At 71.4% G+C, this 24667-nt stretch carries 24 protein-coding genes, 1 tRNA gene and 1 pseudogene; 9 read left to right on the top strand and 17 right to left on the bottom strand.

Translation table 11 applies throughout. The features are described 5' to 3' along the window. Positions 1 to 1758: 1758 nt before the first annotated feature. The 8 genes from VK611_24815 to plsY form a co-directional block, all read right to left on the bottom strand. Positions 1759 to 1835: transfer RNA gene (locus VK611_24815), tRNA-Ala, on the bottom strand. 11 nt (positions 1836 to 1846) lie between these two features. Beyond that, the gene (locus VK611_24810) at positions 1847 to 2479 is read right to left on the bottom strand and encodes a hypothetical protein (protein ID HMG44579.1); all 633 of its coding nucleotides are present in this window, start codon (positions 2477 to 2479) and stop codon (positions 1847 to 1849) included. Further along, on the bottom strand, positions 2463 to 3026 hold the full coding sequence (locus tag VK611_24805) for a hypothetical protein (protein HMG44578.1): 564 nt from the start codon (positions 3024 to 3026) through the stop codon (positions 2463 to 2465). Before VK611_24805 ends, VK611_24810 begins: the two co-directional genes overlap by 17 nt. A gap of 190 nt (positions 3027 to 3216) precedes the next feature. After that, on the bottom strand, positions 3217 to 3720 hold the full coding sequence (moaC, locus tag VK611_24800; protein ID HMG44577.1) for a cyclic pyranopterin monophosphate synthase MoaC: 504 nt from the start codon (positions 3718 to 3720) through the stop codon (positions 3217 to 3219). A gap of 70 nt (positions 3721 to 3790) precedes the next feature. Then, a complete protein-coding gene (moaA, locus tag VK611_24795) occupies positions 3791 to 4804 on the bottom strand; it encodes a GTP 3',8-cyclase MoaA (protein ID HMG44576.1) in 1014 nt (337 codons plus the stop codon). Between the two features lie 29 nt (positions 4805 to 4833). Next, the gene (gene glp, locus VK611_24790; GenBank protein HMG44575.1) at positions 4834 to 6087 is read right to left on the bottom strand and encodes a gephyrin-like molybdotransferase Glp; all 1254 of its coding nucleotides are present in this window, start codon (positions 6085 to 6087) and stop codon (positions 4834 to 4836) included. A gap of 100 nt (positions 6088 to 6187) precedes the next feature. After that, entirely contained in the window at positions 6188 to 7069 is an 882-nt protein-coding gene (gene galU / locus VK611_24785; protein ID HMG44574.1) for a UTP--glucose-1-phosphate uridylyltransferase GalU, read from the bottom strand. After that, positions 7066 to 7656 carry a glycerol-3-phosphate 1-O-acyltransferase PlsY gene (gene plsY, locus VK611_24780; protein ID HMG44573.1) on the bottom strand — a complete coding sequence of 197 codons (591 nt, stop codon included), beginning with the start codon at positions 7654 to 7656 and terminating at the stop codon, positions 7066 to 7068. The genes galU and plsY overlap by 4 nt, the downstream gene beginning before the upstream one ends. A 123-nt stretch (positions 7657 to 7779) precedes the next feature. Here plsY and VK611_24775 point away from each other — a divergent pair. Beyond that, positions 7780 to 7920: pseudogene (locus tag VK611_24775) on the top strand (FmdB family zinc ribbon protein). Positions 7921 to 7934: 14 nt separating this feature from the next. On the opposite strand, the gene VK611_24770 reads toward VK611_24775, so the two are convergent. After that, the gene (locus VK611_24770; GenBank protein ID HMG44572.1) at positions 7935 to 8141 is read right to left on the bottom strand and encodes a hypothetical protein; all 207 of its coding nucleotides are present in this window, start codon (positions 8139 to 8141) and stop codon (positions 7935 to 7937) included. 24 nt (positions 8142 to 8165) lie between these two features. Here VK611_24770 and VK611_24765 point away from each other — a divergent pair, with 24 nt between their 5' ends. Both VK611_24765 and VK611_24760 read left to right on the top strand, forming a co-directional pair. Continuing rightward, positions 8166 to 8945 carry an S-methyl-5'-thioadenosine phosphorylase gene (locus VK611_24765; GenBank protein ID HMG44571.1) on the top strand — a complete coding sequence of 260 codons (780 nt, stop codon included), beginning with the start codon at positions 8166 to 8168 and terminating at the stop codon, positions 8943 to 8945. Positions 8946 to 9036: 91 nt separating this feature from the next. Continuing rightward, on the top strand, positions 9037 to 9714 hold the full coding sequence (locus tag VK611_24760; protein HMG44570.1) for an SAF domain-containing protein: 678 nt from the start codon (positions 9037 to 9039) through the stop codon (positions 9712 to 9714). A 20-nt stretch (positions 9715 to 9734) separates the two neighbouring features. Here VK611_24760 and VK611_24755 read toward each other — a convergent pair whose 3' ends face one another. From VK611_24755 to VK611_24740, 4 genes are all read right to left on the bottom strand, one after another. After that, on the bottom strand, positions 9735 to 10553 hold the full coding sequence (locus VK611_24755) for an undecaprenyl-diphosphate phosphatase (GenBank protein HMG44569.1): 819 nt from the start codon (positions 10551 to 10553) through the stop codon (positions 9735 to 9737). Positions 10554 to 10626: 73 nt separating this feature from the next. Next, positions 10627 to 11979: a TldD/PmbA family protein gene (locus VK611_24750; protein ID HMG44568.1), complete on the bottom strand. Its 1353-nt coding sequence runs from the start codon at positions 11977 to 11979 to the stop codon at positions 10627 to 10629. 3 nt (positions 11980 to 11982) lie between these two features. Next, entirely contained in the window at positions 11983 to 13344 is a 1362-nt protein-coding gene (locus VK611_24745; GenBank protein ID HMG44567.1) for a TldD/PmbA family protein, read from the bottom strand. Continuing rightward, positions 13341 to 14717 (bottom strand): TldD/PmbA family protein, encoded by a 1377-nt coding sequence (locus VK611_24740; protein ID HMG44566.1) that lies wholly within the window; start codon positions 14715 to 14717, stop codon positions 13341 to 13343. Before VK611_24740 ends, VK611_24745 begins: the two co-directional genes overlap by 4 nt. Before the next feature lie 164 nt (positions 14718 to 14881). On the opposite strand from VK611_24740, the gene VK611_24735 reads away from it, so the two are divergent. The 4 genes from VK611_24735 to dxs all read left to right on the top strand — a co-directional run bounded on the left by VK611_24735 (position 14882) and on the right by dxs (position 19188). Further along, positions 14882 to 15217: a hotdog domain-containing protein gene (locus VK611_24735; protein HMG44565.1), complete on the top strand. Its 336-nt coding sequence runs from the start codon at positions 14882 to 14884 to the stop codon at positions 15215 to 15217. A 116-nt stretch (positions 15218 to 15333) separates the two neighbouring features. Next, on the top strand, positions 15334 to 16299 hold the full coding sequence (locus tag VK611_24730) for a lysylphosphatidylglycerol synthase transmembrane domain-containing protein (GenBank protein HMG44564.1): 966 nt from the start codon (positions 15334 to 15336) through the stop codon (positions 16297 to 16299). Continuing rightward, positions 16296 to 17216 carry a phosphatase PAP2 family protein gene (locus VK611_24725; protein ID HMG44563.1) on the top strand — a complete coding sequence of 307 codons (921 nt, stop codon included), beginning with the start codon at positions 16296 to 16298 and terminating at the stop codon, positions 17214 to 17216. The genes VK611_24730 and VK611_24725 overlap by 4 nt, the downstream gene beginning before the upstream one ends. Before the next feature lie 85 nt (positions 17217 to 17301). Further along, positions 17302 to 19188, top strand: coding sequence for a 1-deoxy-D-xylulose-5-phosphate synthase (gene dxs, locus VK611_24720; GenBank protein ID HMG44562.1), 1887 nt, complete (start codon positions 17302 to 17304; stop codon positions 19186 to 19188). Between the two features lie 84 nt (positions 19189 to 19272). Here the strand turns inward: dxs and VK611_24715 are convergent, their stop codons facing one another. Beyond that, complete coding sequence (locus tag VK611_24715; GenBank protein HMG44561.1) at positions 19273 to 19875, bottom strand: NifU family protein; 603 nt, start codon at positions 19873 to 19875, stop codon at positions 19273 to 19275. A 104-nt stretch (positions 19876 to 19979) separates the two neighbouring features. Between VK611_24715 and VK611_24710 the strand changes: the two genes are divergently transcribed. Beyond that, positions 19980 to 20336, top strand: a complete 357-nt coding sequence (locus tag VK611_24710; GenBank protein ID HMG44560.1) for a PGPGW domain-containing protein — start codon at positions 19980 to 19982, stop codon at positions 20334 to 20336. A 65-nt stretch (positions 20337 to 20401) separates the two neighbouring features. On the opposite strand, the gene VK611_24705 is transcribed toward VK611_24710, so the two are convergent. Then, on the bottom strand, positions 20402 to 22198 hold the full coding sequence (locus VK611_24705) for an ABC-F family ATP-binding cassette domain-containing protein (protein ID HMG44559.1): 1797 nt from the start codon (positions 22196 to 22198) through the stop codon (positions 20402 to 20404). A gap of 37 nt (positions 22199 to 22235) precedes the next feature. On the opposite strand from VK611_24705, the gene VK611_24700 reads away from it, so the two are divergent. Further along, positions 22236 to 23054 (top strand): DUF3097 family protein, encoded by an 819-nt coding sequence (locus VK611_24700; GenBank protein ID HMG44558.1) that lies wholly within the window; start codon positions 22236 to 22238, stop codon positions 23052 to 23054. On the opposite strand, the gene VK611_24695 is transcribed toward VK611_24700, so the two are convergent. After that, the gene (locus VK611_24695) at positions 23047 to 24330 is read right to left on the bottom strand and encodes a PQQ-binding-like beta-propeller repeat protein (protein HMG44557.1); all 1284 of its coding nucleotides are present in this window, start codon (positions 24328 to 24330) and stop codon (positions 23047 to 23049) included. The genes VK611_24700 and VK611_24695 overlap by 8 nt on opposite strands. A gap of 39 nt (positions 24331 to 24369) precedes the next feature. Further along, a partial coding sequence (locus tag VK611_24690) for an HAD-IA family hydrolase (GenBank protein HMG44556.1) occupies positions 24370 to 24667 on the bottom strand: 298 nt, incomplete at its 5' end.

Raw genomic sequence — 24667 nt, 5'->3', positions numbered from 1 at the left:
CGACAGCCGACATCGTTTCTCGACCTGGACGGAGCCGCGCTATGACCCACATGCCAGCATCCATCGCTTTCATGACACAGAACGGCCCACCGCGGGCCGTTCTCTATCTCCGGGTGAGCACACCCGGACAGGTCAAGACCGACTACGACCCTGAGGGCCTGTCGATCCCAGCGCAGCGGGAGGCATGCCAGCGCAAGGCCGCGCAGATGGGTGTCGAGATTGCCGACGAGTACATCGAGCCTGGGCGGTCCGGCCGGGAGATGGACAAGCGACCTGCTTTCCAAGCGATGCTCCAGCGCATCCGGGATGAGCGGGACGTCCAGTACGTCATCGTCTACAAACTGTCGCGAATGAACCGCAACCGTTTCGACGACGCCGTCGTCGTCATGGAGCTGCGGCAACTCAAGGTGACGCTCATATCGGCCACCGAGAACATCGACGAAACGCCGGTTGGCCAGCTCATGCATGGGCTGCTGGCCAGCTTCAATGAGTACCGCTCCGCCGAAGACGGCGCCGACATCCGCTACAAGATGGGCCAGAAGGCCAAGAACGGCGGCACGCTCGGCCGAGCCAAGATCGGCTACCAGAACGTTCGGGAGACATTTGAGGGCCGCGAGATCCGCACCGTTGCTCTCGACCCGGATCGAGCGCCGTATATCAGCCTGGCGTTCGAGCTGTTCGTGACCGGTGACTACACCTTGCAGGGCCTGGCCGATGAGCTGACCATCAGGGGGCTGCGAACTCGGCCCGGCCGGTATCCGGCGGGACCGATCTCTGACTCAAAGCTGGCCGACCTGCTTCGTGATCGCTATTACCTCGGCTACGTCACCTACCAGGGAGTCGAGTACGAGGGTCGGCACCCGCCACTGGTTACACCTGAGCTCTTCGACCGGGTGCAACTCGTGCTCGAATCCAAGTCCACCGCTGGCGAGCGCCGACGGGTCCACCATCACTATCTGAAGGGTTCGCTGTGGTGTTGGCGCTGCCACAAGGAAGACGGCCACGAGTCCCGCATGGTCATCACCTGCGCCAAGGGAAACGGCGGGGCGTACTTCTATTTTTTCTGCCCCGCCCGGCGGACCCACGCTTGTTCCGACCCTCATCGGGACATGTACGTGGTCGAGGACGCTGTACTGCGCCACTATCTCGACCTATACGCCCAGCTGGAAGCGGAGCCTTCGTTTACGGCCCAGGTTCGGGCTGTCATGCAGTCCGCGCTCGATGATCGCGATCAGGCCGCCAGACTCCTGCAGCAACAGCTCACGGCTCAGTTGGCGAAGCTCGAGGTTCAAGAGGAGAACCTGCTGGACCTCGCCGCCGACGGTGGCGTGCCGCAGACCAAGGTCCGTCAACGACTTCACCGGATCCAGGAACAGCGCACAAAGCTCCAGGAGGATCTCGGCGACGTCGACATACGGCTCGACGTCGGCGTAGCCCTGTTGGAAGCCGCTCTGGCCCTCCTAGACAACCTTCAGGAGCTCTACCGCCAGTCCACCGACAATGGTCGGCGGTTGCTCAACCAGGCCTTTTTCAGGCGCCTGTATGTCGGGGAGGATGGCATCGAGGAAGCCGATATCAACGAGCCGTTCCGGGAACTCTTCACCGTCCAGCGAGACGGGGTAGGGACCACGTCTCAAGGAAGCCGCGACGACAGCAGCATCGGGGACCGCGACGGAACTGTCGTCGATCTCACCCGGAAACCCAAGGCAGACCTACTCACCGTTGCCCTTTCGGGCCACGGTTTGAATAGGACCGCCATGGTGGAGGTGATGGGATTCGAACCCACGGCCCCTTCGATGCGACCGAAGTGCTCTAGCCAGCTGAGCTACACCCCCGAAGGGAGAGGTCAGGATAGCCCACGCTGCTCGACGGCACGTTGCAGGCGCACCTGGAGCATCGTGGTGGTGACGTCGCCGCGGGTGCGTTCGAGCACCGCACGCAGGGCGTCGAGGGTGCGGCGGAGGCCGTTGGTCAACGCATCGGGGTAGTCGACCACCACCAGGGCGTCGTACACGTCGTCCATCGCCGCCAGCAGCGTCTCGCTCAGCTCCAGCTCCCCCGCCCGCAGCCGGTCGAGCAGGTAGCGCCGCAGCTCGCTCGCCGCCTCGGCCAGCCCTCGCATCCACGCCGCCGGCGAGACGCCCAGGTCGGTCGGGCCCGGCACCGAGCCGCCGGCGACCAACGCCGCCACCGCCCGGGCCTCGACGTACTCCTTCTCGGCGTCGTGCAGGAAGCCGGCGTTCGCCACGGCCGGGAACGACGCCAACACCTGCTGGGCGTAGCGCAGCTCCGACTCGGACTCGGCCGCCAGCTCGAGCGCGGCCGTGGGGTTCTGCCGGTGGACGGCCCGGATCGACGACCCTGCCGCCCGGATCACCCTGCGGCACGCCGGCAGCGCGGCCTCCCGCGCCTGGTTGGCCCGGTCGAGGTTCTGCCTGATGCCCTCGACCTGGGCGATGAGGTCAGCGCGCGGTGCCACTGCGCAGCACCACAACTGCCGGCCGTGGTGCACGGATCGGCGACAGGTACCGCACCTTGGAGACTTGCTCGGTCGCTCGCTGATGATGTCGGACCAGAAGGGTCACGTAGCCAGTGAACAGCACCAGCGACCCGATGTGCACGTAGAGCACCGTGCTGCTCCGCAACCCGACCAGCACGCCCAGGCTCACGACGACGGCGGCGAACAGGCAGAAGAACACCTGGCGGCGGCGCCGCAGGGCAGCACGGCTGACGCCGGCACCTGCGGCGCCGCCAGTTGCGCCAGGCAAGCCGTCATCGTGGTCGTGGGCGTGGTCGTCGTCGTCCATGTCGTGCTCAGCGGGGTCGGCGTAGCCGCCGTGATGGGAGTGATCGCCGTGGACGAGCACCGGCGAGGCGTAGGGCGCCTGCTCGAGCTGCTCCAGCTGCCAGAGCCGCTTGTGGAACGACGCCATCGTCTGCACAGGCCGGTCGCGACGTCGGTCGGCGATCCAGGGAGGGATCAGCACCGCTCCCCATAGCACTGAGAGAACCAACAGCCATTGCACGATCAGCTCCTACCAACCTTCCCTTCGGGCCGACTGTAGGAGTCGTTATCCGGAGGTTGGTGGATGGTCGCCGACCTGGGCTCTCGCCCCCAGCGGGTGCCCCCGAAGGGGCGAACCCTCGACCCGTGCCAACCACCCCGCCGCCGCCCCAAATGGCGTCGAGGGCGGCAAGCCGCCACGACCTACTTAACTACAGGTCGAGGTCGGCGCCGACGACGTCGCTGCGCCGGTACGGGCCGCTGCGGCCGCCCGTCTTCTCCCACAGCGCGATCTGGCCGATCACCATCGCGCGGTCGACCGACTTGCACATGTCGTAGATGCTCAGGCACGCCACCGAACAGGCGGTGAGGGCCTCCATCTCGACACCGGTGCGGTCGACGGTCTCGACCTGCGCCTCGACCTCGATGTAGTCGTCCTCGATGCGGAAGTTCACCAGCACCGAGCCCACCAGCAGCGGGTGGCACAGCGGGATGAGGTCGGGCGTGCGCTTGGCGGCCTGGATGCCGGCGATGCGCGCCACGGCGAGGACGTCGCCCTTGGTGATCGCTCCCCGTGCCACCAGGGACGCCGTCTCGGCCTCCATGTGGACGCGCCCCCGGGCGACAGCCCTGCGATGGGACGGGTCCTTCGGTGTCACATCGACCATCCGGGCCCGGCCGAGCGGGTCGAGGTGCGTGAGCCCGTGGTCCGACATGCGCCAGAGCCTAGACCACGCATGACATCGCCTTGACCCTGCCGTCAGGGCAGTTCGGCGGGAGGGCCCGTCAGCCGCCGATCTGGCTCATGCTGCGACGCGGTCGGATGAACGTCGCCTGCCCGATCATGTGCCCTGCCCACTTGGCCGCCACGCACGCCCGCACGGCGTCGGCGAGCTGGTCGTCGTCGGCGCCGGACCGCAGCAGCGCCCGCAGGTCGATCTCGTCGACGGAGAACAGGCACGCCCGCAGCTGGCCGTCGGCGGTAAGGCGGATGCGGTCGCACGTGGCGCAGAACGGATGGGTGACCGACGGGATGACGCCGATCTCGCCCCCACCGTCGCGGTAGACGAAGCGCTCGGCAGGCGCACTCCCCCGCACCACCGGGTCGAGCGGGAAGACGGCGTGGATGGCGGCGACGATCTCGTCCTGGCCGACGACGGCGTCGCCCTCCCAGCGGTTGTCGGCGTCGAGGGGCATCCACTCGATGAACCGCACGACGACGCCCCGCTCCCGACCGAAGGCCGCCAGCTCCACCAGCTCGTCGTCGTTGACGCCCCGCATCACCACGGTGTTGACCTTCACCGGGCTGAAGCCGGCGTCGACCGCGGCGTCGATGCCGTCGAGGACGGAGGCGAGCTGGTCACGGCGGGTCAGCTCGAGGAAGCGGTCGGAGCGGAGGGTGTCGAGCGAGATGTTGACCCGGTCGAGGCCGGCGTCGTGCAGGTCGCCGGCCAGCGTCCGCAGGGTGACGCCGTTGGTGGTCAGCGCCAGGTCGAGGGGGCGCGCCGCGGCGCCGTCGCCCGTCCGCAGCTCCGCCAGCTGGCGAACCAGCACCGGCAGGTGGGCCCGCACCGTCGGCTCGCCGCCGGTCAGGCGGATGGCGTCGATCCCGAGGACGTCGACGCAGACCCGGGCGATGCGGGTCATCTCCTCGAAGGTGAGCAGCTGCTCCCGGGGCAGCCACTGCATCCCCTCGGCCGGCATGCAGTAGGTGCAGCGGAAGTTGCAGCGATCGGTGACGGAGATCCGCAGGTCACGGTGGACCCGCCCGAACCCGTCCACCAGCGGCTGCCCTGTCATGGCGCCAGCCTACGTGACGTTGTTCGAGGTCAGGCCGGGAGATCGCCGATGACGATGACGTCGACGCGCTCGCCGGCGTCGACACCGGGGCCGTCGGGCAGCACGGCCAGACCGTTGGCCCGGGCCATGGCGCTGAGCTGGTGCGAACCTTGCCCGCCGGCGATCCGCACCTGGATGGTGCCGTCGTGGACCGACGCCTCGACCCGCACGAACTGGACCTTGCCGTCGGACCGCCGTCGCAACGGCTCGGCCGCCACCCCCGCCAGCCGGGGGCGTGACAGGCGGTCGTCAGGGTGCCCTGCCAGCCGTCGCAGCCCGGGGCGGGCGAACAGCTCGAAGCTGACCATCGACGACACGGGGTTGCCGGGCAGGCCGAACACGGGCACCCGGCGCTCGTCGGCCCGGCCTGCGCCACCGACTCGGCCGAACGCCAGCGGCTTCGCCGGACGGATGGCGATCTGCATCCAGCGCATGCCACCCGGGCCCGCCAGCTCGTCGAGCACGACCTTCACCAGGTCGGTGTCGCCCATCGACACGCCGCCGGTGGTGATGACGGCGTCGCACGACGCGGCCGCGGCGGTGAGGGCGTCACGGATGGCATCGGCGTCGTCGGGGGCGTGGCCCAGGTCGACCGGCACGGCGCCGGCCAGCTCCACCAGGCCCAGCAGCACGGGACGGTTGGTGTCGCGGATCTGGCCCGGTTGCAGGGGCTCGTCGCCCTGGACCAGCTCGTCGCCCGTGGAGATCACGCCCACCCGGGGGCGGGGCCGCACCGACACCTCGAAGACCCCGACCGAGCGGAGCAGCCCGAGGCGGCCCGGCGTCAGCTCCTCGCCGGCGGTGGCGACCACGTCGCCCGGCGTCACGTCGTCGCCGACCGGGCGGACGTGCTGGCCGGGCGCCGGGGAGGCCCGCAGCTCGACCGTCGAGCCGCCGTCGAGGCGCTCGGTCTCCTCGACCATGACGATGGCGTCGGCGCCGGCGGGGACCGGGGCGCCGGTGAAGATCCGCATGGCCTCGCCCGGCCGCAGCTCCCGATCGACCGGATGGCCCGCCGCCACCTCGGCGACCACCGGCAGCCGCACCGGTACCTCGGCGACGTCGGCGGCCCGCACGGCGTATCCGTCCATGGCCGAGTTGGCGAACGGCGGCACCGCCACCGCCGCCACGACGTCGTCACCCGCCAGGACGCACCCACCCGCCCGGTCGAGCCCGACGACCTGAGGCGACAGGGGCTCACAGCCGGCGAGCACCGTCGCCAGCGCCTCCTCGAGAGCGATCATCTCGAAATTGCGCTTATCTGACCGCTATGTGCGGGTTTTCGAACGCAATTTCGGTGGGGGGTTCGGGTGGGGGTGGGGGTGGGGGTGGGGGGCATCGGACTCACACCAGGCCGCGGCGTTTGACGATCTCGGTGAGGAACTCGGCGAACTCGGGGCCGAGGTCGTCGCGGTCGAGGGCGAGCTCGACGGTGGCCCGGAGGTAGTCGAGCTTCTTGCCGATGTCGAAGCGCCCGTGCTCGAACACGTAGCCGAACACCGACTGGTCGCTCAGCAGCGCCCCGATGGCATCGGTGAGCTGGATCTCGCCGCCGACGCCGGGCTTGGTGCGGGCGATGGCCTCGAAGATCTCCGGCGTGAACACGTAGCGGCCCATCACCGCCAGCTCCGACGGGGCGTCCTCGGGCTGCGGCTTCTCGACGATGCTGTGGACGTTCATCAGGCCGTCCGGCTCCTCGTCGGCCTCGATGCAGCCGTAGTACTTGACCTCCTCGCGGGGGAACGCCTTGATGGCGATCACCGACGCCTGCCGGCGCTGGAAGGCGGCGATCATCTCCTGCAGCACCGTGGAGCGCTCGTCCATGATGTCGTCGCCCAGCAGGACGGCGAACGGTTCGTCGCCGACGTGCTTGCGGGCCACGGAGACGGCGTGACCGAGGCCGAGCGCCTCGCCCTGGCGCACGTAGTGGATGTCGGCGAGCTCGGCCAGGCGGCGGACGTCGGCCAGCAGGTCGAACTTGCCCGAGGCCTCGAGCGACACCTCCAGCTCGATCGAGCGGTCGAAGTGGTCTTCCAGGCTGCGTTTGCCTCGGCCGGTGATGATGAGGATGTCGTCGATGCCGGCCTTCACGGCCTCCTCGACCACGTACTGGATGGCCGGTTTGTCGACCACCGGCAACATCTCCTTCGGCTGCGCCTTGGTCGCAGGGAGGAAACGAGTGCCCAGGCCGGCCGCAGGGATGACCGCCTTCCTGACTCTGGTCATCTGCGCAAAGTAGCGCCCGGCTCCTGCCCCCTCGCGATTCGTCGGATGTTGTCGGCGTGCCGCCCGACGACCAGCACCCCACACACCACCAGACCCGCCAGCTCCCGACCAGGGACTCCGCCGATCGCCGCCGCGACGGGCACCGTCACGGCGGCCGTGAGCGACCCGACCGAGATGATGCGAGTGACCGCGAAGGCCATCGCGAACGCGAGCGCGGCGACGAGCACCAGCAGGGGGTAGAGGACCAGCAGCATCCCGGCTCCGGTGGCGACGCCCTTGCCGCCACGGAAGCCCCGCGTGACGGGCGCGACGTGGCCGACGACGGCGGCGACACCACAGGCGACCCCGAGGCCGTGCCCGCCGACCGCCCAGCCCAGGGCCGCAGCGACGACACCCTTGCCGAGGTCGCCGACCAGCGTGAGCGCGGCCGCCTGACGCCCCGCTGTGCGCAGGACGTTGGTGGTCCCGGGGTTGCCCGAGCCCGACTGCGTGGGGTCGACACCTCGACGCCGGCCCGCCAGCAGCGCGCTCGGGAACGTGCCCAGGAGGTAGGCGGCCACGACCGCGGCGATGGCGACGACAGACACGAGGGGCGATGCTAAATCCCGCGTGGCGTCGTCCACCTCGTCTTGGTGAACGCGCGGCCGGTACCATTGGCACTCGCGCATCGCGACTGCTGGGTGACGAGAAGAAGGCCAACCGGAGCAGACATGCCTACGTACGAATATCGCTGCAAGGACTGTGGCGAGCATCTCGAGGTCGTGCAGTCGTTCAGCGACGATGCGCTGACCGAATGCCCCAACTGCGAGGGCACCCTTCGCAAGGTGTTCGGTTCGATAGGCATCTCCTTCAAGGGCAGCGGCTTCTACAAGACCGACAGCCGGTCGGGGTCGAGCTCGGGTTCGAAGGTGGCGTCGAGCACCGGCAGCGAGTCGTCGTCCTCGTCGGACAACGGCTCGTCGGATAGCTCGTCGTCGTCCTCGTCCGACAAGTCGTCCTCGTCCGACAAGTCGTCGTCCTCCGACAAGTCGTCGTCGTCCTCCTCGGACGGCGGCAGCAGCTCCGGCTCCACGAGCGGGAGCGAGGCGAAGTCGGCTTGAGCCCGGCGACGGGAGACGCACCGCAGGCCGACATCGGCGTCATCGGCGGATCGGGCCTCTACTCGCTGCTCGACGACGTCACCGAGCTGGAGATCGAGACCCCGTACGGCTCGCCGTCGGCGCCCCTCACGATCGGCGAGGTGGGCGGACGACGGGTCGCCTTCCTCCCCCGCCACGGCGTGGGCCACACGTTGCCACCGCACCTGGTGCCCTACCGCGCCAACCTCTGGGCGCTGCACCACGTGGGCGTGCAGGGGATCTTCGCCCCGTGCGCGTCGGGCTCTCTGCAGCCGGACATCCACCCCGAGGAGTTCGTGGTGGTCGACCAGATCTTCGACCGGACCTGGGGGCGAGCGACCAGCTACTTCGACGGGCCGGAGATCAACCACGTGACCTTCGCCGACCCCTACGACCCGGCGCTGCGAGCGGCGGCGATCGCGGCCTGCCGTGCCGAGGGCGTGACCGTGCACGAGGCCGGCACGGTGGTGGTGATCAACGGGCCCCGCTTCTCGACCGGGGCCGAGTCTCGCTGGTACTCCGGCCAGGGCTGGCACGTGGTGAACATGACGCAGATGCCCGAGGCGGTGCTGGCCGCCGAGCTGGAGATCCCCTACGCGGGCATCGCCCTGATCACCGACTACGACGCGGGCCTCGTCGGCATCGCGGGCGTGGAGCCCGTGACGATGGACGAGGTGTTCGCCACCCTCGCCCGCAACGCCGAGCGCGTCCGCGACGTGCTGTTCCGCGCCATCGAGCTGCTGCCGGAGCCTGATTGACAGCCAGTAGCGCCGGAGAATCCTGAAAACCCCCGAAAACATATGAGCTAACGTAGCATGTGTGCTGACTCGTGCTACTCCCTTCGTGTTGATGGTCCGGGCCCGTCGGATGGCGGGGCGGCGTCGGGCCCGGCGGGTGGTCGTCGTGGCTGTGGTGCTGCTGACCTGCCTGGTGTTCGTGACGCAGTTCCGGGCGATGGACGCGGCGCGGCAGCGGTGGACCGACACCCGGGTCGTCGCCGTCGCCCGGCGTGACCTGCCGCCGGGGCAGGTGGTGGAGGGCGACTCGGTGGAGCTGCGGGAGGTGGCGTCGGCGGCCGTGGCGCCGGCGGCGCTCGACGAGGTGCCCGTGGGCTCGGTGGTCCGCTACCCCGTGGCGGCCGGCGAGGCGCTGGTCGGCAGCCGCCTGGCACCCGACGGGCTCACCGGCATCGCCGCCCTGGTGCCCGACGGCGCACGGGCGGTGGCGCTACCCGTCGGTCCCGCAGCCCGACCGCCGCTCCAGGTCGGCGACCGCGTCGACGTGCTCGCCGTGCTCGCGCTCGAAGTCCCGCTGACCGAGGTCGAGCCCGAGCCGCCGGTCGAGGGAACGGAGGAGGAAGAAGAGGATCGCGACACGGCCGGCAGCGTCGTGCCGTTGGTGGAGCGGGCGGTCGTCGTCGACGTGACGGAAGAGGCCGTGACCGTGGCGGTGCCGGCGGCGATGGTGTCGGCGGTCGCCCAGGTGGTGACGCAGGGAGCCGTCGTCCTGACCCTCACCGGCGCCTGACCCCGGCCGGCCGGGGGCGGTTAGCGCCAGGACGTGGCGAGGATGCCGAGGATGGTGGTGCCGAGGATGATGCGGTAGAGGACGAAAGGCGCGAAGGAGCGGCTGCGGACCAGCTTGAGCGTGCCCCAGACGGCGATGTAGCCGGTGACCGCGGAGGAGAGGATGCCGGCGGCGAAGGCGCCGCGCAGGTCGTCGGGGATGCCGCCGTCGCCGCGCACGTCGATCGCCTTGTAGACCAGCGCGCCGGCCGTGACCGGCAGGCTCATGAGGAAGGCGAAGCGGGCCGCGGCGTCACGCCCCAACCCCAGGAAACGACCGATCGTCATCGTCACACCCGACCGCGACACGCCCGGCTGCAGCGCCAGCGCCTGGCCGAAGCCGATGATCAGCGAGTCCCGGGTGGTCACCTCGTCGACCGTGCGCTTGCCCCGGGCTCCGTCGGCCCAGGCCAGCGCCAGGGCGCCGAGGATGAGCATCACCGCGATCGTGCCGAGCTGGTCGGTGCGCTCCTCGATCGGGTCTGCGAGCAGGGCGCCGATGACCGCCGCCGGCACCGCCGACAGGGCGATGAGCCAGGCCAGCCGGCCGTCCTTGCGCTTCGGGTCGAGGATGGCAGCCCGTACCAAGCGGCGGATGTCCGACCGGAAGTACATGACCGCGCCCGCCAGCGTCCCCAGGTGCAGGGCCACGTCGAACGTCTTCTGGAGCGACTCGTCGTTGGCGAAGTCCTCCCAGCCGAACAGCCACGGGACGATGATCAGGTGACCTGACGACGAGATGGGCAGGTACTCGGCGAGCCCCTGCACGATGCCTAGAACGATGGCGTGAACGATCGACACGGTCCCAACCAGAGCGGATCACGCGCCCCCCGCACGGTGTGGGGCGCTGCGGACGCCGCATCTTAGGCGGCGCTCAGAGGCCACTCAGGGTGACAGCGTCGATAACCACAGGCGACGCCGCGGTACCTCCGGGCGTCCACTCCCGCTCCCCACCGACCGCGCGGACGTCGAGCAACAGCCGCTGGATCGTCGACGCCAGCGTCGCCTCGCGTATCGGCTCGGCCAGCGCACCACCCCGGATCATCAGCCCCTCCACCCCCACGGAGAAGTCGCCGGACGTCGGGTTCACCCCCGAGTGCAGGCCGCTCATCGACTGCACGAGCACGCCGAGGTCGACTCCCGCCACCAGCTCCGACATGGACCCGGACCCCGGTGCCAGCGCCAGCGCCGACGCACCGGCCCCCGGCGTCGACCGGTAGCCCCGCACCGCCGAGGCCGTCGAAGCGACCCCCGCGCGCCGCCCCGTGTACGTGTTGTGGAGGAAGCCCTCGAGCACCCCACCGGAGATCAGCGGCACCCGCCGGGTGGCCAGGCCCTCGCCGTCGTGGGGGTCGGCGCCCAGCGACAGCGGGTCGGTCGGGTCGTCCACCAGGACCACCAGCGGCGATGCGATCGTGTCGCCCACCCGATCGGCGAACGGCGAGCGCCCCTTCGCGACGGCCTCGCCGCCCAGCATCCCGCCCACGATCCCGAACAGCGTCGCCGCCATCTGCGGCTCCAGCACCAGGGTCACCATGCCCGACGACGGCTGCACCGCGCCCAGCAGGCGGGTGGAGCGCTCGACCGCATCGGCCGCCGCCACGGCCAGGTCGACATCTTCCGGAGAGCGCCCCACCGACACGCCGTGACCGGTCTTGGTCTCCCCGTCCGCCGAGGCCAGGGCGCTCACCGACAGGTGGCACGACGTCGCCCGCCCCCAGGCCTCGATCCCCGTGGACGTGACGACCGCACCCTCGCCCACGCCGTCACCCCACATCGCGGTGCGCACCCCGACCACCCGCGGGTCGCCCGCCAGCACGGCCGCCTCCAGCTCCAGCGCCAGCTCGACCTTGCGGTCGGTCGACAGGTCGGCGAGCCCGGCGCGCCACAGCTCCACGTCCGGAGCGACGACGCCGTCCGGCACCGCCAGCCCCAGCCACTCGTCGGGCTCGGCGTAGGTGGCGTTGTCACGGGCCTCGTCCAGGGCCTCCCGGGCGACCACCTCGTCGTGGGAGGCGGCCCAGGCGAACCCCTGCCGCTTGTCGCGCACCACCCGCACGCCGATCCCCGCCGACGACGCCTGCGTCAGCGACTCGACCTCGCCCCCGTGCACCCGCACCCGGGTGACGGAGCCCGAGCTGACGAACGCCTCGATCTCCTCCCCCGGCTCGGCAGCGCCCGCGATGCGGCGCGCCAGATCCAGCGACGACGAACCCGGCGGCGCCACGGGCTACTGGCCCGAGATGGACACGTCGGCGATGACCAGCGTGAGGCCCGCGGCGCTCATCGGCAGCCAGGTGAGGTCGCTGCCGATGGCCACCACGTCGTGCAGCAGCCGCTGCAGCGTCGACGCCAGCGTGAACTCCCGCAGCGGCTCGGCCACCGCCCCACCCCGGATGCGCAGCCCCTCCGCCCCCGTGGACAGATCGCCCGAGACCGGGTTGACGCCCGAGTGGAGGCCCGAGACCTCCTGCACGAGGATGCCGTCGTCGATGCCGGCGATCAGCTCCTCCGGCCCGACCGACCCCGGCACCAGCGAGACCGACCGGCAGTCGGCGTTGGGCGTCGACTTGAAGCCGCCCCGCACCGCCGAGCCCGTCGACGCCGTGCCCATGCGCCGGGCCGTCCAGGTGGAGTGGACGAACCCGTCGAGGACCCCACCGGAGATCAGCGGCACCCGCCGGGTGGCGAGGCCCTCGTCGTCGATGGGCGTCGCACCCCACGACCGCGCGTCGGTGGCGTCCTCCACCAGGGTGAAGGCAGGCATCGCCACCTCCTCGCCGACCCGTTCGGCGAACAGCGAGCGGCCCTTCACGACCTCCTCGGCCGACAGGGTGCCGGCGACGATGCCCAGCAGCTGCGCCGACACCCAGGGGTCGAGCACCACGGTCAGCCGGTCGGACTTCGGCTTGGTGGCGCCCAGCATCCGGGTGGCCCGGCGGGCGGCGTCACCGGCGGCGACCCCGACGTCGAGGTCGTCGAACGTGCGGCCCAGCGAGAAGCCGAAGCCGGTCTGGCTGCTCCCCGCATCGCCGTCGTCGGCCAGGGCGAAGGCGATGAGCTGACTGCCGGTGGTGCGGGCCGAGCGGCGGATCCCCGTCGACGTGGCCACCACCACCTCGCCGGCGGTGTCGCCGTAGTCGCACGACTCGACGCCGGTGATGCGACCGTCGGCGGCCCGCACGGCCTGCTCCAGCTCGACGGCGATCGCCACCTTGCGGTCGGTGGGCACGTCGAGCAGCTCGGAGCGCCACAGGTCGAGGTCGGCCGGCTCGACGCTGTCCGGCGAGCCCACGCCCGCGAACTCGTCGGGCTCGGCGAAGGCGGCGTTGTCGCGGGCGTCGGCCACGGCCTCGCGCACCGAGTCGGCGTCGAAGGTGCCGCAGTAGGCGAACCCCTGGCGCCCGTCGCGCACGATCCGCACGCCGACGCCCAGGGTCTCGGCCACCGACAGCTGCTCCACCTCGCCCTCGTAGACCCGGATCTGGGTCTCCCGCGAGTGGGTGACGTACGCCTCGACCTGCTCACTGCCCTCGGCCGCCCCGACCACGAGGTCCGCGACGTCGTAGAGATCTCCCGAACCCGAGCTCATGCTGCGGTGCCGCCGACGGTCAGCGCCTGCACCCGCAGGGTGGGGACGCCGTCGCCCACGGGGACGCCCTGGCCGTCCTTGCCGCACATCCCCGGGCTTCCCATGGCGAAGTCGTTGCCCACGGCGTCGATCTCGGTGAGCACCTTGGGGCCGTTGCCGATCAGGTTGCCCTCCCGGATCGGGTCGGTGATCTTGCCGTCCTCGATCAGGTAGGCCTCGGTCATGCCGAACACGAAGTCGCCCGACGCCGTGTTCACCTGCCCGCCGCCCAGGTGCGACACGTAGACGCCGTTCTCGGTGGAGGCGACGATCGACGCGGGGTCGTCCTTGCCGCCGAGCATGTAGGTGTTGGTCATCCGCACCATCGGCAGGTGCTGGTAGCTCTGCCGGCGGCCGTTGCCCGACAGCTGCCGCCCTGCCTTGCGGGAGCGCAGGAAGTCCCACATGTAGTCGGTCAGCACGCCGTCCTGGATGAGGACGTTGCGCTGGGCCGGCGTGCCCTCGTCGTCGATGCCGTAGGCGCCCCACTCCTCGGCCATCGTGCCGTCGTCGACCAGCGTGACCAGCGGCGACGCCACCTGCTGGCCCATCCGCCCCTTGAACACGGAGGCACCCTTGTCGACCAGGTCCTTCTCCAGCCCGTGCCCGCAGGCCTCGTGGAACAGCACGCCGCCGCCCCCGGGGCCGATGACCACCGGCAGCGTGCCCGACGGCGCCGGGCGGGCGTCGAGCTTGGTGATGGCCCGGCGGGCCGACGTGCGGGCGATGTCCTCGACCTCGTAGGTGTCGAACAGCTCGAAGCCGACCGTGCGCCCGACCGACTCGTAGCCGGTCTGCATGCCGGTGTCGCCGAACGCCACGGTGGACACCACGAACAGCGTGCGCACCTGGTCGTCGCCGGCGAGGAGGCCGTCGCTGTTGGCCACCAGGATCTGGCGGCGGGAGTCGCCGTAGCGGGCCCGGACCTGCTTGATCGACCCGCCCTCGGAGCGGGCGGCCTCGTCGGCCCGGCGCAGCAGCTCGACCTTCGTGCCCTTGCCCACCGACTCCGGGTACACCCCGACCGGGTTGGGCGGCGTGGTCTCCTGCCGGGTCAGCTCGACGGTGCGGACCCCGCCGCCACCGCCACGAGCGGCCGCAGCCGCAGCCTCGGCGGCCGACCGCAGGCCGCCCTCCGAGAGGTCGGCGGTGTGGGCGAACCCGGTGGTGTCACCGACGACCACCCGGATGCCGGCGCCACGGTCTCGACCGGACGACAGCTCCTCGACGCGCCCGTCGTCGAACATGGCCGACGACGACCGCTTGTCCTCGACGAACACCTCGGCGAAGTCGCCTCCGGTGCGCAACGCGGCACCGAGGGTTCGTTGGATCACAGCTTCCTCGAGCACCGGCGCGACCTCTACTTCCGGGTTCATTTGGGGTTCGAGAAGGTCCGGAGCGGGCACGCCAACGGAGGCTTTCGCCCGCCGGAGACCTGGCTGCGTACTGTACCCGGGTGCCTCTGCAACCTGGACTTGCCGCCAAGGTCGTCTTGAGGGTGGGACCGGACGATACGGCGGTGGCGCTGCACTCGGGAGAAGTCGCGGTGCTGGCCACGCCGCGACTCATCGCGCTGTGCGAGGAGGCGTCGCTCGACGCCGTCGCCGGCCTGATCCCCGAGGGTCACACGACCGTCGGGATGCGGGTGCAGCTCGACCACCTCGCGCCCACCGCGGTGGGCTGCTCGATCACCGCCGAAGCGACGCTGGAGAGGGTCGAGGGTCGGCGACTGACCTTCACGGTCTCCGCCAACGACGACCGCGGCCTCGTCGCCGCCGGCAAGGTGACCCGCGTGGTGGTGGCGGTGGATCAGTTCCTCGCGAAGTGCAGCTGACGCTTTCTCCAGCCGTGGCGCGGCTAAACCGGTCGTACACTCGGTGAACACCTGGCCAACGAGTGAGGGCCGACGCGGGGTGGGGAGGTGACGTGATGCGCAAGCAGGCAGTATCGATGGGGCTGAGGATCCTGGTGAGCCTCGTGATGCTGGCCGTCCTGATCGCGAACGTCCCCTCGTTCGACTGGGGCGTGCTGGTGCCCGAGTGGACCGTGGCCACCGTCCTGTGGCTGACGCTCGCCGCCGCGCTCACGCTGGTCGGCTTCGTGCTCTCCGCCCTGCGGTGGCAGAAGGTGCTCGACGCCCTCGAGATCCACACCGACCTGCGCCGCCTCGTCCGCCACTACCTGGCCGGCCAGTTCGTCTCCAACGTGCTGCCCACCACCATCGGCGGCGACGTGCTGCGGGTGAGCCGGCTGTCGAAGGACACCGGCGAGTCGCCCGGCACGTTCGCATCGGTGGTGCTCGAACGCATGACCGGCTGGCTGGTGCTGCCGGTCATCACCATCTTCGGCTTCGCCGTGAACCCGGGCCTGCGCCACCTCGGCGAGGCCACCGGCATCGCCCTCGCGATCGCCTTCGGCACGCTGCTGCTGCTCGTGGGCCTGCTCGTCGCCGTCGCCAGCCAGCGCATCGGCGGCCGTTTCGGCGCCAACCAGGGTTGGCGGCGCTTCGCCGGCGCCGTCCACCTCGGTGTCACCCGGTTGCGCGAGCAGCCGCGCGCCGCGGCCAACGTCCTGCTGGCCGGCTTCGCCTACCAGCTCGCCCTCGTGCTGGCCGCGCTCGCTGCATCGCACGCCCTGGGCCTCAAGCCCGCCGGACTGACCGCGCTGCTGGCGTTCTTCCCGGCCGTGCTGATCGCCCAGGTGATGCCGGTGCCCACGATCTCCGGGCTGGGCGTGCGCGAGGGGGCGTTCGTGCTCTTCCTCGGGCCGCTGGGCGTGGCGCAGGAGCAGGCGATCGCCCTGGGCCTGCTGCTCTACCTGCTCAACCTCGGGGTGAGCCTGCTGGGCGCCCCGGCGTTCGCGGCCGGTGGCGGTTCCCGGGCGAGCGAGCCCGTCAGCACCCCCATCGCGGCATGACCACAGTAGAGAAGACGAGCGCAGCGGCCGACGGCGGGGACGACACGTCGACCGGACGACCCAGCGCCGCCGACCTCAAGCTCGCCTGGTGGCACGAGGTCCTCTACATCGTGCTCGTGTACATCGCCTACTCGGCGGTGCGGAACCAGTTCGGCTCGGGCGACGGCGGCTTCCTGCCCGCCGAGACCGCGCTCAACCACGGCAAGGCCATCATCCAGCTCGAGCGCAACCTGCACCTCTACTTCGAGGCCGACCTGCAGCAGTGGTACCTCCGCCTGCCCGGTCACGGCCTCATCCGCTTCTGGAACGTGTGGTACGGCCTGGGCCACTTCGTGATCACGTCGATCGCCCTGGTCCTGATGTTCCGCCGCCAGCCCTGGCGCTACCGCCTGTGGCGCAACACCCTGGCGGCGACGACGCTGCTCGCGCTCGTCGGCTTCGCCTCGTTCTCGCTGATGCCGCCCCGCCTGCTCGACGACCCCGGCGTCTACGGCGGCTGCCAGGTGTACGGACCGAGCGCTCAGAGCCTGCCCTTCGACGCCGGCACCCCGCCGTGCGACGAGTTCGGCTACGTCGACACGGTCGACGTGTACGGCGGCTGGGCGTCGTTCGGCAGCGACGAGATGGCCTCGGTGTCGAACCAGTACGCCGCCATGCCCAGCATGCACATCGGCTGGTCGACGTGGTGCGCCCTCGTGCTGGTGCCGATGCTGCGCCGCCGCTGGGCGAAAGCACTGGCGGTCGCGTACCCGGCGTTCACTTTGTTCGACATCATGGTGACGGCCAACCACTACTGGATCGACGGGCTGGGCGGGCTTCTCGGCCTCGCCTGCGGGTTCGGCGTGGCGTGGCTGGGCACCAAGTGGTGGACGAGCCGTCGCCTCGCGGTCCCCGGCTCACCCGCCGTGGTCGGCTGAACGCGGTGTCGCCGCGAGAAGTAGCGTTTTCTGGCCTGGACAAGTCGGGCCCGTCCGCTCAGGTCACATAGCTCGGAGAGACAGCATGGTCTTGGAATCCATCAATGACCCGTCCGACCTGAGGGACCTCAGCTACGCACAGCTCGACGAGCTGGCCGGCGAGATCCGCACGCACATCGTCGATGCCGTGTCGCGCACCGGCGGCCACCTCGGCTCGAACCTCGGCGTCGTCGAGCTGACCCTGGCGCTGCACCGGGTGTTCGACTCCCCCAACGACGTGCTCCTGTGGGATACGGGCCACCAGGCGTACGTCCACAAGATCGTCACCGGGCGCAAGGACGACTTCGCGTCGCTGCGCCAGACCGGCGGGCTGTCCGGCTACCCGTCGCGCGCCGAGTCGCCGCACGACTGGATCGAGAACAGCCACGCCTCCACGATCGTCAGCTACGCCCACGGGCTGGCCGTCGCCAACCAGGTGTCCGGGCGCGACGACCGCACGATCGTGGCCGTGGTGGGCGACGGCTCGATGACCGGCGGCATGGCGTTCGAGGGGCTCAACAACCTGGGCCACTCCGGGGCCCGGGCGGTGCTGGTGCTCAACGACAACGGCCGCTCCTACGCGCCCACGGTGTCGAAGCTGAGCGAGAGCCTGGCCCGCATCCGGGTCAACCCCACGTACCTGCGCAACCGGGCCCGGCTCGAGAAGGTGCTGCGGGACCTGCCGCTGGTAGGTGAGCTCGCGGAGCGGGGCTTCGACGGGGCGCTGGCGGGCCTGCGCGAGATGTTCGAGCCGCCGGCGTTCTTCGAGATGCTGGGCGTCCGCTACACCGGCCCGTTCGACGGCCACGATATCGCCGGGCTCGAGAAGGCCCTGGCCAACGCCGCCCAGTACGACGGCCCGATCGTGGTCCACGTGCTCACCCAGAAGGGCCGGGGCTACGCGCCCGCCGAGAACGACCCGATCAAGCGGCTCCACGACATGTCCGACGCCAAGCCGGGCAGCTTCACGGCGGCGTTCACCGAGGCGATCGTGAAGGAGGCCGACCACCGGCCCGAGCTGGTGGCGATCACCGCGGCGATGCCCGACTCCACGGGCCTGCTGCCGTTCAAGGACCGCTTCCCGGACCGCTTCCTCGACGTCGGCATCGCCGAGCAGCACGCCGTCACCGCGGCCGCCGGGATGGCGATGGGCGGCCTGCGCCCGGTCGTCGCCCTGTACTCCACGTTCCTCACCCGGGCCTTCGACCAGGTGAACCTCGACGTCGGCCTGCACGGCCAGCCGGTGGTGTTCTGCATCGACCGGGCCGGGATCACCGGTGACGACGGCGCCAGCCACCACGGCGTGCTCGACATGGTGCTGTGCTCGAAGGTGCCGGGGATGACGATCTTCGCCCCCTCGTCGTACCGCGAGATCGGCGTGATGCTGCACGACGCCCTGGAGCTGTGCGTCGACGGCCCCGCCGCCATCCGCTGGCCCAAGACGATGCCGGTCGACGACCCGACCGACGACGAGCACGGCTCGGGCCTCTCCGCCCGCAAGGTCCGCTCGGGCCACGACCTGTGCATCCTCGCCGTCGGCAAGATGCTGGGGGCCGCCCGTGACGCCGCCCGGTTGCTGGCCGACGACGGCATCGACGCCTCGGTCTGGGACGTGCGGGTGGTCAAGCCGCTCGACGAGGAGATGCTGGCCGACGCCGCCCACCACCGCCTCGTGATCACCGTCGAGGACGGCTACCGCGACGGCGGCGTCGGGGCGACGATGGCCGACCGGGTGCGCGAGCTCACCGACGGCGTGGTCGCCACCGAGGTGATGGGCATCCCCACCACTTACATCCCCCAGGGAAAACCCGACGAGATCCTGGCCGGTTTCGGCCTCGATGCTGCCGGAATACGCGACAAGGCCCGGACCAGATTTCTCCGGCCCGGGCCTCTCCCCCTGGTCGCCCCCAGCGGTGACGGGTTCACCCTATAACGTCGGGTGGCGCCTGTCACATGAAGTCAACGAAGTGGGCGCCGTTCAGGTAACGGGTGCGATCCGGCTTCCTTCCGGGAGCCGTCACGTGTAGTACGGGTTCTCGCCCATGTCGTGGTCGGTGAGGTCCTTGACCTCGGTGATCTCGGGGATCGACTCCACGATCGAGCGGGTGATGCCCTCCCGGAGGGTCATCGCCGACACCGCGCAACCCTGGCAGCCGCCGCCCATCGTGACGTAGGCGGTCTCGCCCTCGACCCGGTCGAGCTGGGCGAAGCCGCCGTGCGAGGCGAGCGCCGGGTTGATCTGGCCGTCGAGCAGCTGCTGCACCTTCTCGGCCGGGGTACCGGTGAGGTCGACGTGCTCACCCGACAGCGGGTCGGGCCGGTTGGGGTTGCGCAGCACCAGGCCCTGCTGGCCGTTCGTGCTGGGGATGTCGAGGGTGGCGCCGCGCAGCGCGTCGATGCTGTCCTTCGGCACGATCACCGGGAGCTCGCCCAGCCGTTCGACCACGTCGCCGGCATCGACGTCGGCTTCGGCGATCGGGTCGAAGGTGAGGTCGTACGTGTAGTCGACGCCGCTCACACCGGTGACCTCGATGCGCAGGCCGAGGTCGTCGGGCTCGTCTTCCTGGGCCAGCAGTTCGAGGATCTTGTCCCGAGCGGTGTCGGTGACGGTCAGGAGCATGGGTTCAGGCTACCGGTAGGTCGGATCGGGGGAATACCCCATGTCGGTCTCAGGGATTCGACTTGTAGCTTTCTTGCATGGGCTGGGTCGGACAGTTCTGCCGTATGGTGCTACGCACGGCGCGTCGTCTCGGGGTGCTCCTCGTGGGCGCGGCCATCGTCGTGCTGGGCATCATCCTCATCCCCTTGCCCGGGCCCGGCGGGGCGATCATCGTGGCGGGCGTGGCCGTGTGGGCCACCGAGTTCGCCTGGGCCGAGTGGCTGCTCGAGCGGGTCAAGCGGCACGCGGCGAAGGCGACCGGGGTGGCCCTCCAGCGGGTGACGGCCCTGCAGCGCTACGAGTTCCTGCGCCGCTTCGCCGACCGCGACCACGACGGCACGTCCGACGTGGTCGACCTGCTCCAGCCGGAGCCGCTCGAGCGTGTCGGCGACGACGACGAGGACGAGGAAGTCGCCAGCTAGGCGCTCCCCCGGCGAAATTTCGACAGAAACGGTCGCTATGGCGCCATCTCTGTCGAAATTTCGGGTCAGTAGCTGACGCCGGCGGCCTCGGCCTCCTCGGCGAGGGCCATCCACTCCTCCTCGGCGGTCTCCAGCGCCGCCTGCAGCTCCGCCAGCTCCTCGCCCACCCGGGCCAGGGCGACCCGGTCGTCGCCGACGCCGGCCAGCTCGGCCTCCAACGCCTCCTGGCGGTCGCGCAGGGTCGCCGCCGCCTTGTCGGCCCGCCGCAGCAGGTGTCGCAGGGTGCTGGGCGTCCGGGCCTTCGTGGCGGTCGCCGCGGCGTCGGGTCGGTCGAGCGTGGCCTTCGGCTCGGAGCGACCGGTGGCCATCGACAACGAGCCGCCCCGGCGACCGTGGAGGGCGCGGCGCTCGGACTCGTAGGCCGCGTAGCCACCCGGGATGGGGCCGGCACGGCCGTGGCCGTCGAGCACCAGCACGTCCTCGACCGTGCGCTCCAGGAACGCCCGGTCGTGGCTGACCACCACCAGCGCCCCCGGCCAGCTCTCCAGCAGGTCCTCGATCGCCCGGAGGGTGTCGAGGTCGAGGTCGTTGGTGGGCTCGTCGAGCAGCAGGACGTTGGGCGCCTGACGGAGGACCAGCACCAGCTGGAGCCGGCGCCGCTCGCCGCCCGACAGCAGGCCGATCGGCGCCCACTGCGTGTCGGACTCGAACCAGAAGCGCTCCAGCAGCGCCGCGTCCGACCAGTCGGGCTGGCGGGTCGGACCGGCGACGACCTCGCGCACCCGCTGGTCGAGCGGCAGCTGGGCGCCCCGCTGGTCGTAGTAGCCGATCCGCACGGTCGAGCCGTGGACGACCCGGCCCTGCACCGGCTCCCGGCGCCCCGAGATGACGTCGAGCAGGGTCGACTTGCCCGAGCCGTTGGGGCCGACGACGCCGAGGCGCGCCCGCGGGTCGAGCGACAGGTCGAGCCCGGCGAACAGCAGGTGGTCGCCGTAGCCGTCGCCCACCCCGTGCAGCTCCACCACCGTGTTGCCCAGCCGAGGGGTCGACGTGAGCTGGTGGAGCGGCAGGTCCTCGGGGCGGGCCGACGGGGGCGGGCCACCCTCCACCACGGCGAGGGCCGAGGCCACGTCGGCCTTGGGCTTGCGGGTGCGGGCCGGCGCGCCCCGGCGCAGCCACGCCAGCTCGGAGCGGGCGAGGTTGCGGCGCTTGTGCTCGGTGACCACCTCCCGCTCCGCCCGCTCGGCCCGGGCCGCCAGGTACGACGCGTAGCCGCCGTCGTGGAGGTAGCCGGCGCCCCGGTCGAGCTCGAGGATGCGGGTGGTCACCCGGTCGAGCACGTGGCGGTCGTGGGTGACCAGCACCAGGCCGCCCTTGAACGCCGCCAGGCGGTCCTCCAGCCAGGCGATGGCGTCGAGGTCGAGGTGGTTGGTGGGCTCGTCGAGGATCAACAGGTCCAACTCGCTGCTCTCCCCCACCGCCACCAGGGCCCGGGCCAGCGCCACCCGCTTGGCCTGGCCGCCGGAGAGCGCGCCGACGTCGGCGTCGAGCAGGGTGCCCATCCCCAGCCGGTCGAGGACGGCCTCCGACTCCCAGCCGGCGCCGGCCGCGGTCCGCACCGTGCCCGGCGGCAGCGTCGCCGCCTGGTCGAGCACGACCACCCGGGTGCCCCGGCCCCGGCGGACGCTGCCGCCCTCGGGCGTGACGCTGCCGGCCAGGGCGCCCAGCAGGGTCGACTTGCCGCAGCCGTTGAGGCCGACGACGGCCAGGCGGTCGCCGCTCGCCACGGTCACCGACACGCCGTCGAACAGGGGCTTGCCCGGTCGGCTGGCGACCAGACCGTCGGCGTCGACCAAGATCACCCAGAGGAAGGTACAGGCGGAACTAACTTCACCGAGGATGGCAGGCGACGGCATTCTCTCCGGACCCATCGATCTGGACGGCGGGCGGCGCAAGCCACCGTCGTACCGCAGCGTGGAGGGCCACGCCGGGCTGGTGGTACGCCACCGGGCCACCGGCGTCGACGGCACCGTGGTGCGCTTCGAGCACGGCGGGGTGACCGTGGTCGACCGCCACTCGGGCGCCCGCCGGTTACTGCGGGCCGATCCGGGCGGCTTCCTGGTCGACGGCGAGCGAGTCACGCTCGTGCCACCCACGATCACGCCGGTACGCAGCCCCCGCCAGCGGACCGCCTCCGGCTCGCGGGCGGTGACCGGCCACAAGGCCCGGGTGGCCCGCGCCAGCCGCATCCTGGTGGAGGGCGTGCACGACGCCGAGCTGGTGGAGAAGGTGTGGGGCGACGACCTGCGCGTCGAGGGCGTGGTGGTGGAGCGCCTCGACGGCATGGACGACCTGGCCAAGGTGGTCGCCGACTTCGGCCCGGGCCCCGAGCGGCGGTTGGGCGTGTTGCTCGACCACCTGGTCGACGGCTCCAAGGAGACCCGGGTGGCCGCGTCGGTCGACAGCCCGTACGTGCTGGTGCGGGGCACGCCGTACGTCGACGTGTGGGAGGCCGTGCGCCCGAGGGTGGCCGGCATCGAGGCGTGGCCGGTGGTGCCCCGGGGCGAGCAGTGGAAGGAAGGCGTGCTGGCCCGGCTGGGCGTCGACCGCACGACCGGCGCCTACTGGCGCACGCTGCTGGGCCGCGTGTCGTCCTACGCCGACCTCGAGCCGTCGCTCGTCGGCGCGGTCGAGGAGCTCATCGACTTCGTCACGTGAGGCCGTAGGCGACGAGGCGGCCGGAGGCGAAGTCGGTGGCGCTGACGACGTAGAGGCGGCCACCGGACACGACCGGGCCGCTGACGACGGGGGCGCCGGTCGCCGCCGACCACAGCGGCGCGCAGGTGGCGGCGCCGCAGCCGGCGGCGGCGAAGGCGTGCACCGTCCCGTCCGACGAGCCCGTGTAGACCACGCCGCCGGCGACGGCCGGCTGCTGCCCGATGTTGCTGCCCGCCGCCGCCGACCACAGCGGCGCGCAGGTGGCGGCCCCACAGCCGTCGCCGTCGACGACCACGAGGTGGCCGTCCGTGGTCGGCACGTACAGCAGGCCGTCGGCGAGCGCGGGCGCGGCGGCCACGCCGGCGCCGACATCGGCGGTCCACTCGATCGCCCCGGTGGCGGTGTCGAGGGCGTAGATCGTGTGGCCCGTCCCGCCGTACCCGGTGCCGACGAACAGGGTGGACTCGTCGGCGCTGAGCACCGGCGCGGTCGCTCCCGTCTGGGGCTCGATCACCTGGCTCCACAGTGGCGCGGCCTCACCGGGCGCGACCAGCGGGAACGCCTGCACCCGCGAGCTGACGGCCTGCAGGTCGATGCCGGTGTGGTAGAGGCGCTCGCGGCCCAGCGTGCTCGGCTGGTAGTTGCCCACGTGCACGCCTATCGCCGCAGTCGACAGCGTCCCGCCGGAGTCGAGGTCGACCACCGTGGAGCGGCCACTGCAGATGCGGGGCTCGATGCAGGTGGCGAGGTCGAGCACCGCCTGCGACCCTCGGACCGCCATCGGGGCTCCACCGCCGGGGCCGTCGGCGAGGGTGGCGCCGGTCGCGGGGTCGAGCCACCAGCTGCGCCAGTCCGGGGCCACGTCGGGGAAGGCGCCGACCGAGCCGTAGCCGACCAGCAGCCGGTCGCCGACCACGATCGGCTGGGCGATCTCGGGATCGTGCCCGACCGGGAAGGCGGGCACGGTCCGCTTCCAGGCCCGGGCGCCGTCGGCCACGTCGAAGCGGTAGAGGCCCTTGCGGTCGCCGACGTAGACGCCACCGTGGCCGACCACGATCTCGCCGCCGGGGTTGGTGAAGGGCTGGAACATCGGGCCGTCCAGTGGCGCCGACCAGGCCTCGGCGAGCGACGCCACGTTCGCTGCCGTGAGGGTCGACTCGAACGGGTTGAAGGCGGCGCGGTCGGGCCCCTGCCCCGGTGCCGGCCAGCAGCCGGTCACCGCCAGCGCCAGGGCGGCCGTGGCCGCGATCGACTCCAGCCGACGGTCGAGTGTCATCGCAACCCCCCGGTTCCTGCGCGACGAAGCGACCGTAGGTTACGCCAAGTAATGCTCCTCCAGGAGGGCGGGGAACCCCTCCAGCGAGTCGAGCACGTGGTCGGCCGCGGCGAAGCGGGGGTTCGACCGTTCGGGGTCGGGCACCACGACGCAGTGCATCCGGGCCGACAGCGCCGCCACCATGCCGTGCACCGAGTCCTCCACCACCAGGCAGCGGGTGGGCGCCACGCCGAGTTGCGCCGCGGCGCTCAGGAACACGGCCGGGTGCGGCTTGCCGTAGGGCTCGTGCTGGGCCGAGCACACCACCGGGAACCGGTCGGCCAGGCCGAGCCGCTGC

Source organism: Acidimicrobiales bacterium (genome assembly GCA_035316325.1).
In the GTDB taxonomy this organism is placed as follows: Bacteria; Actinomycetota; Acidimicrobiia; order Acidimicrobiales; family VFJN01; genus DASXTK01.
The sequence above is the reverse complement of the archived record's forward strand: the minus strand, read 5'-3'. Positions and strand labels throughout refer to the sequence as shown.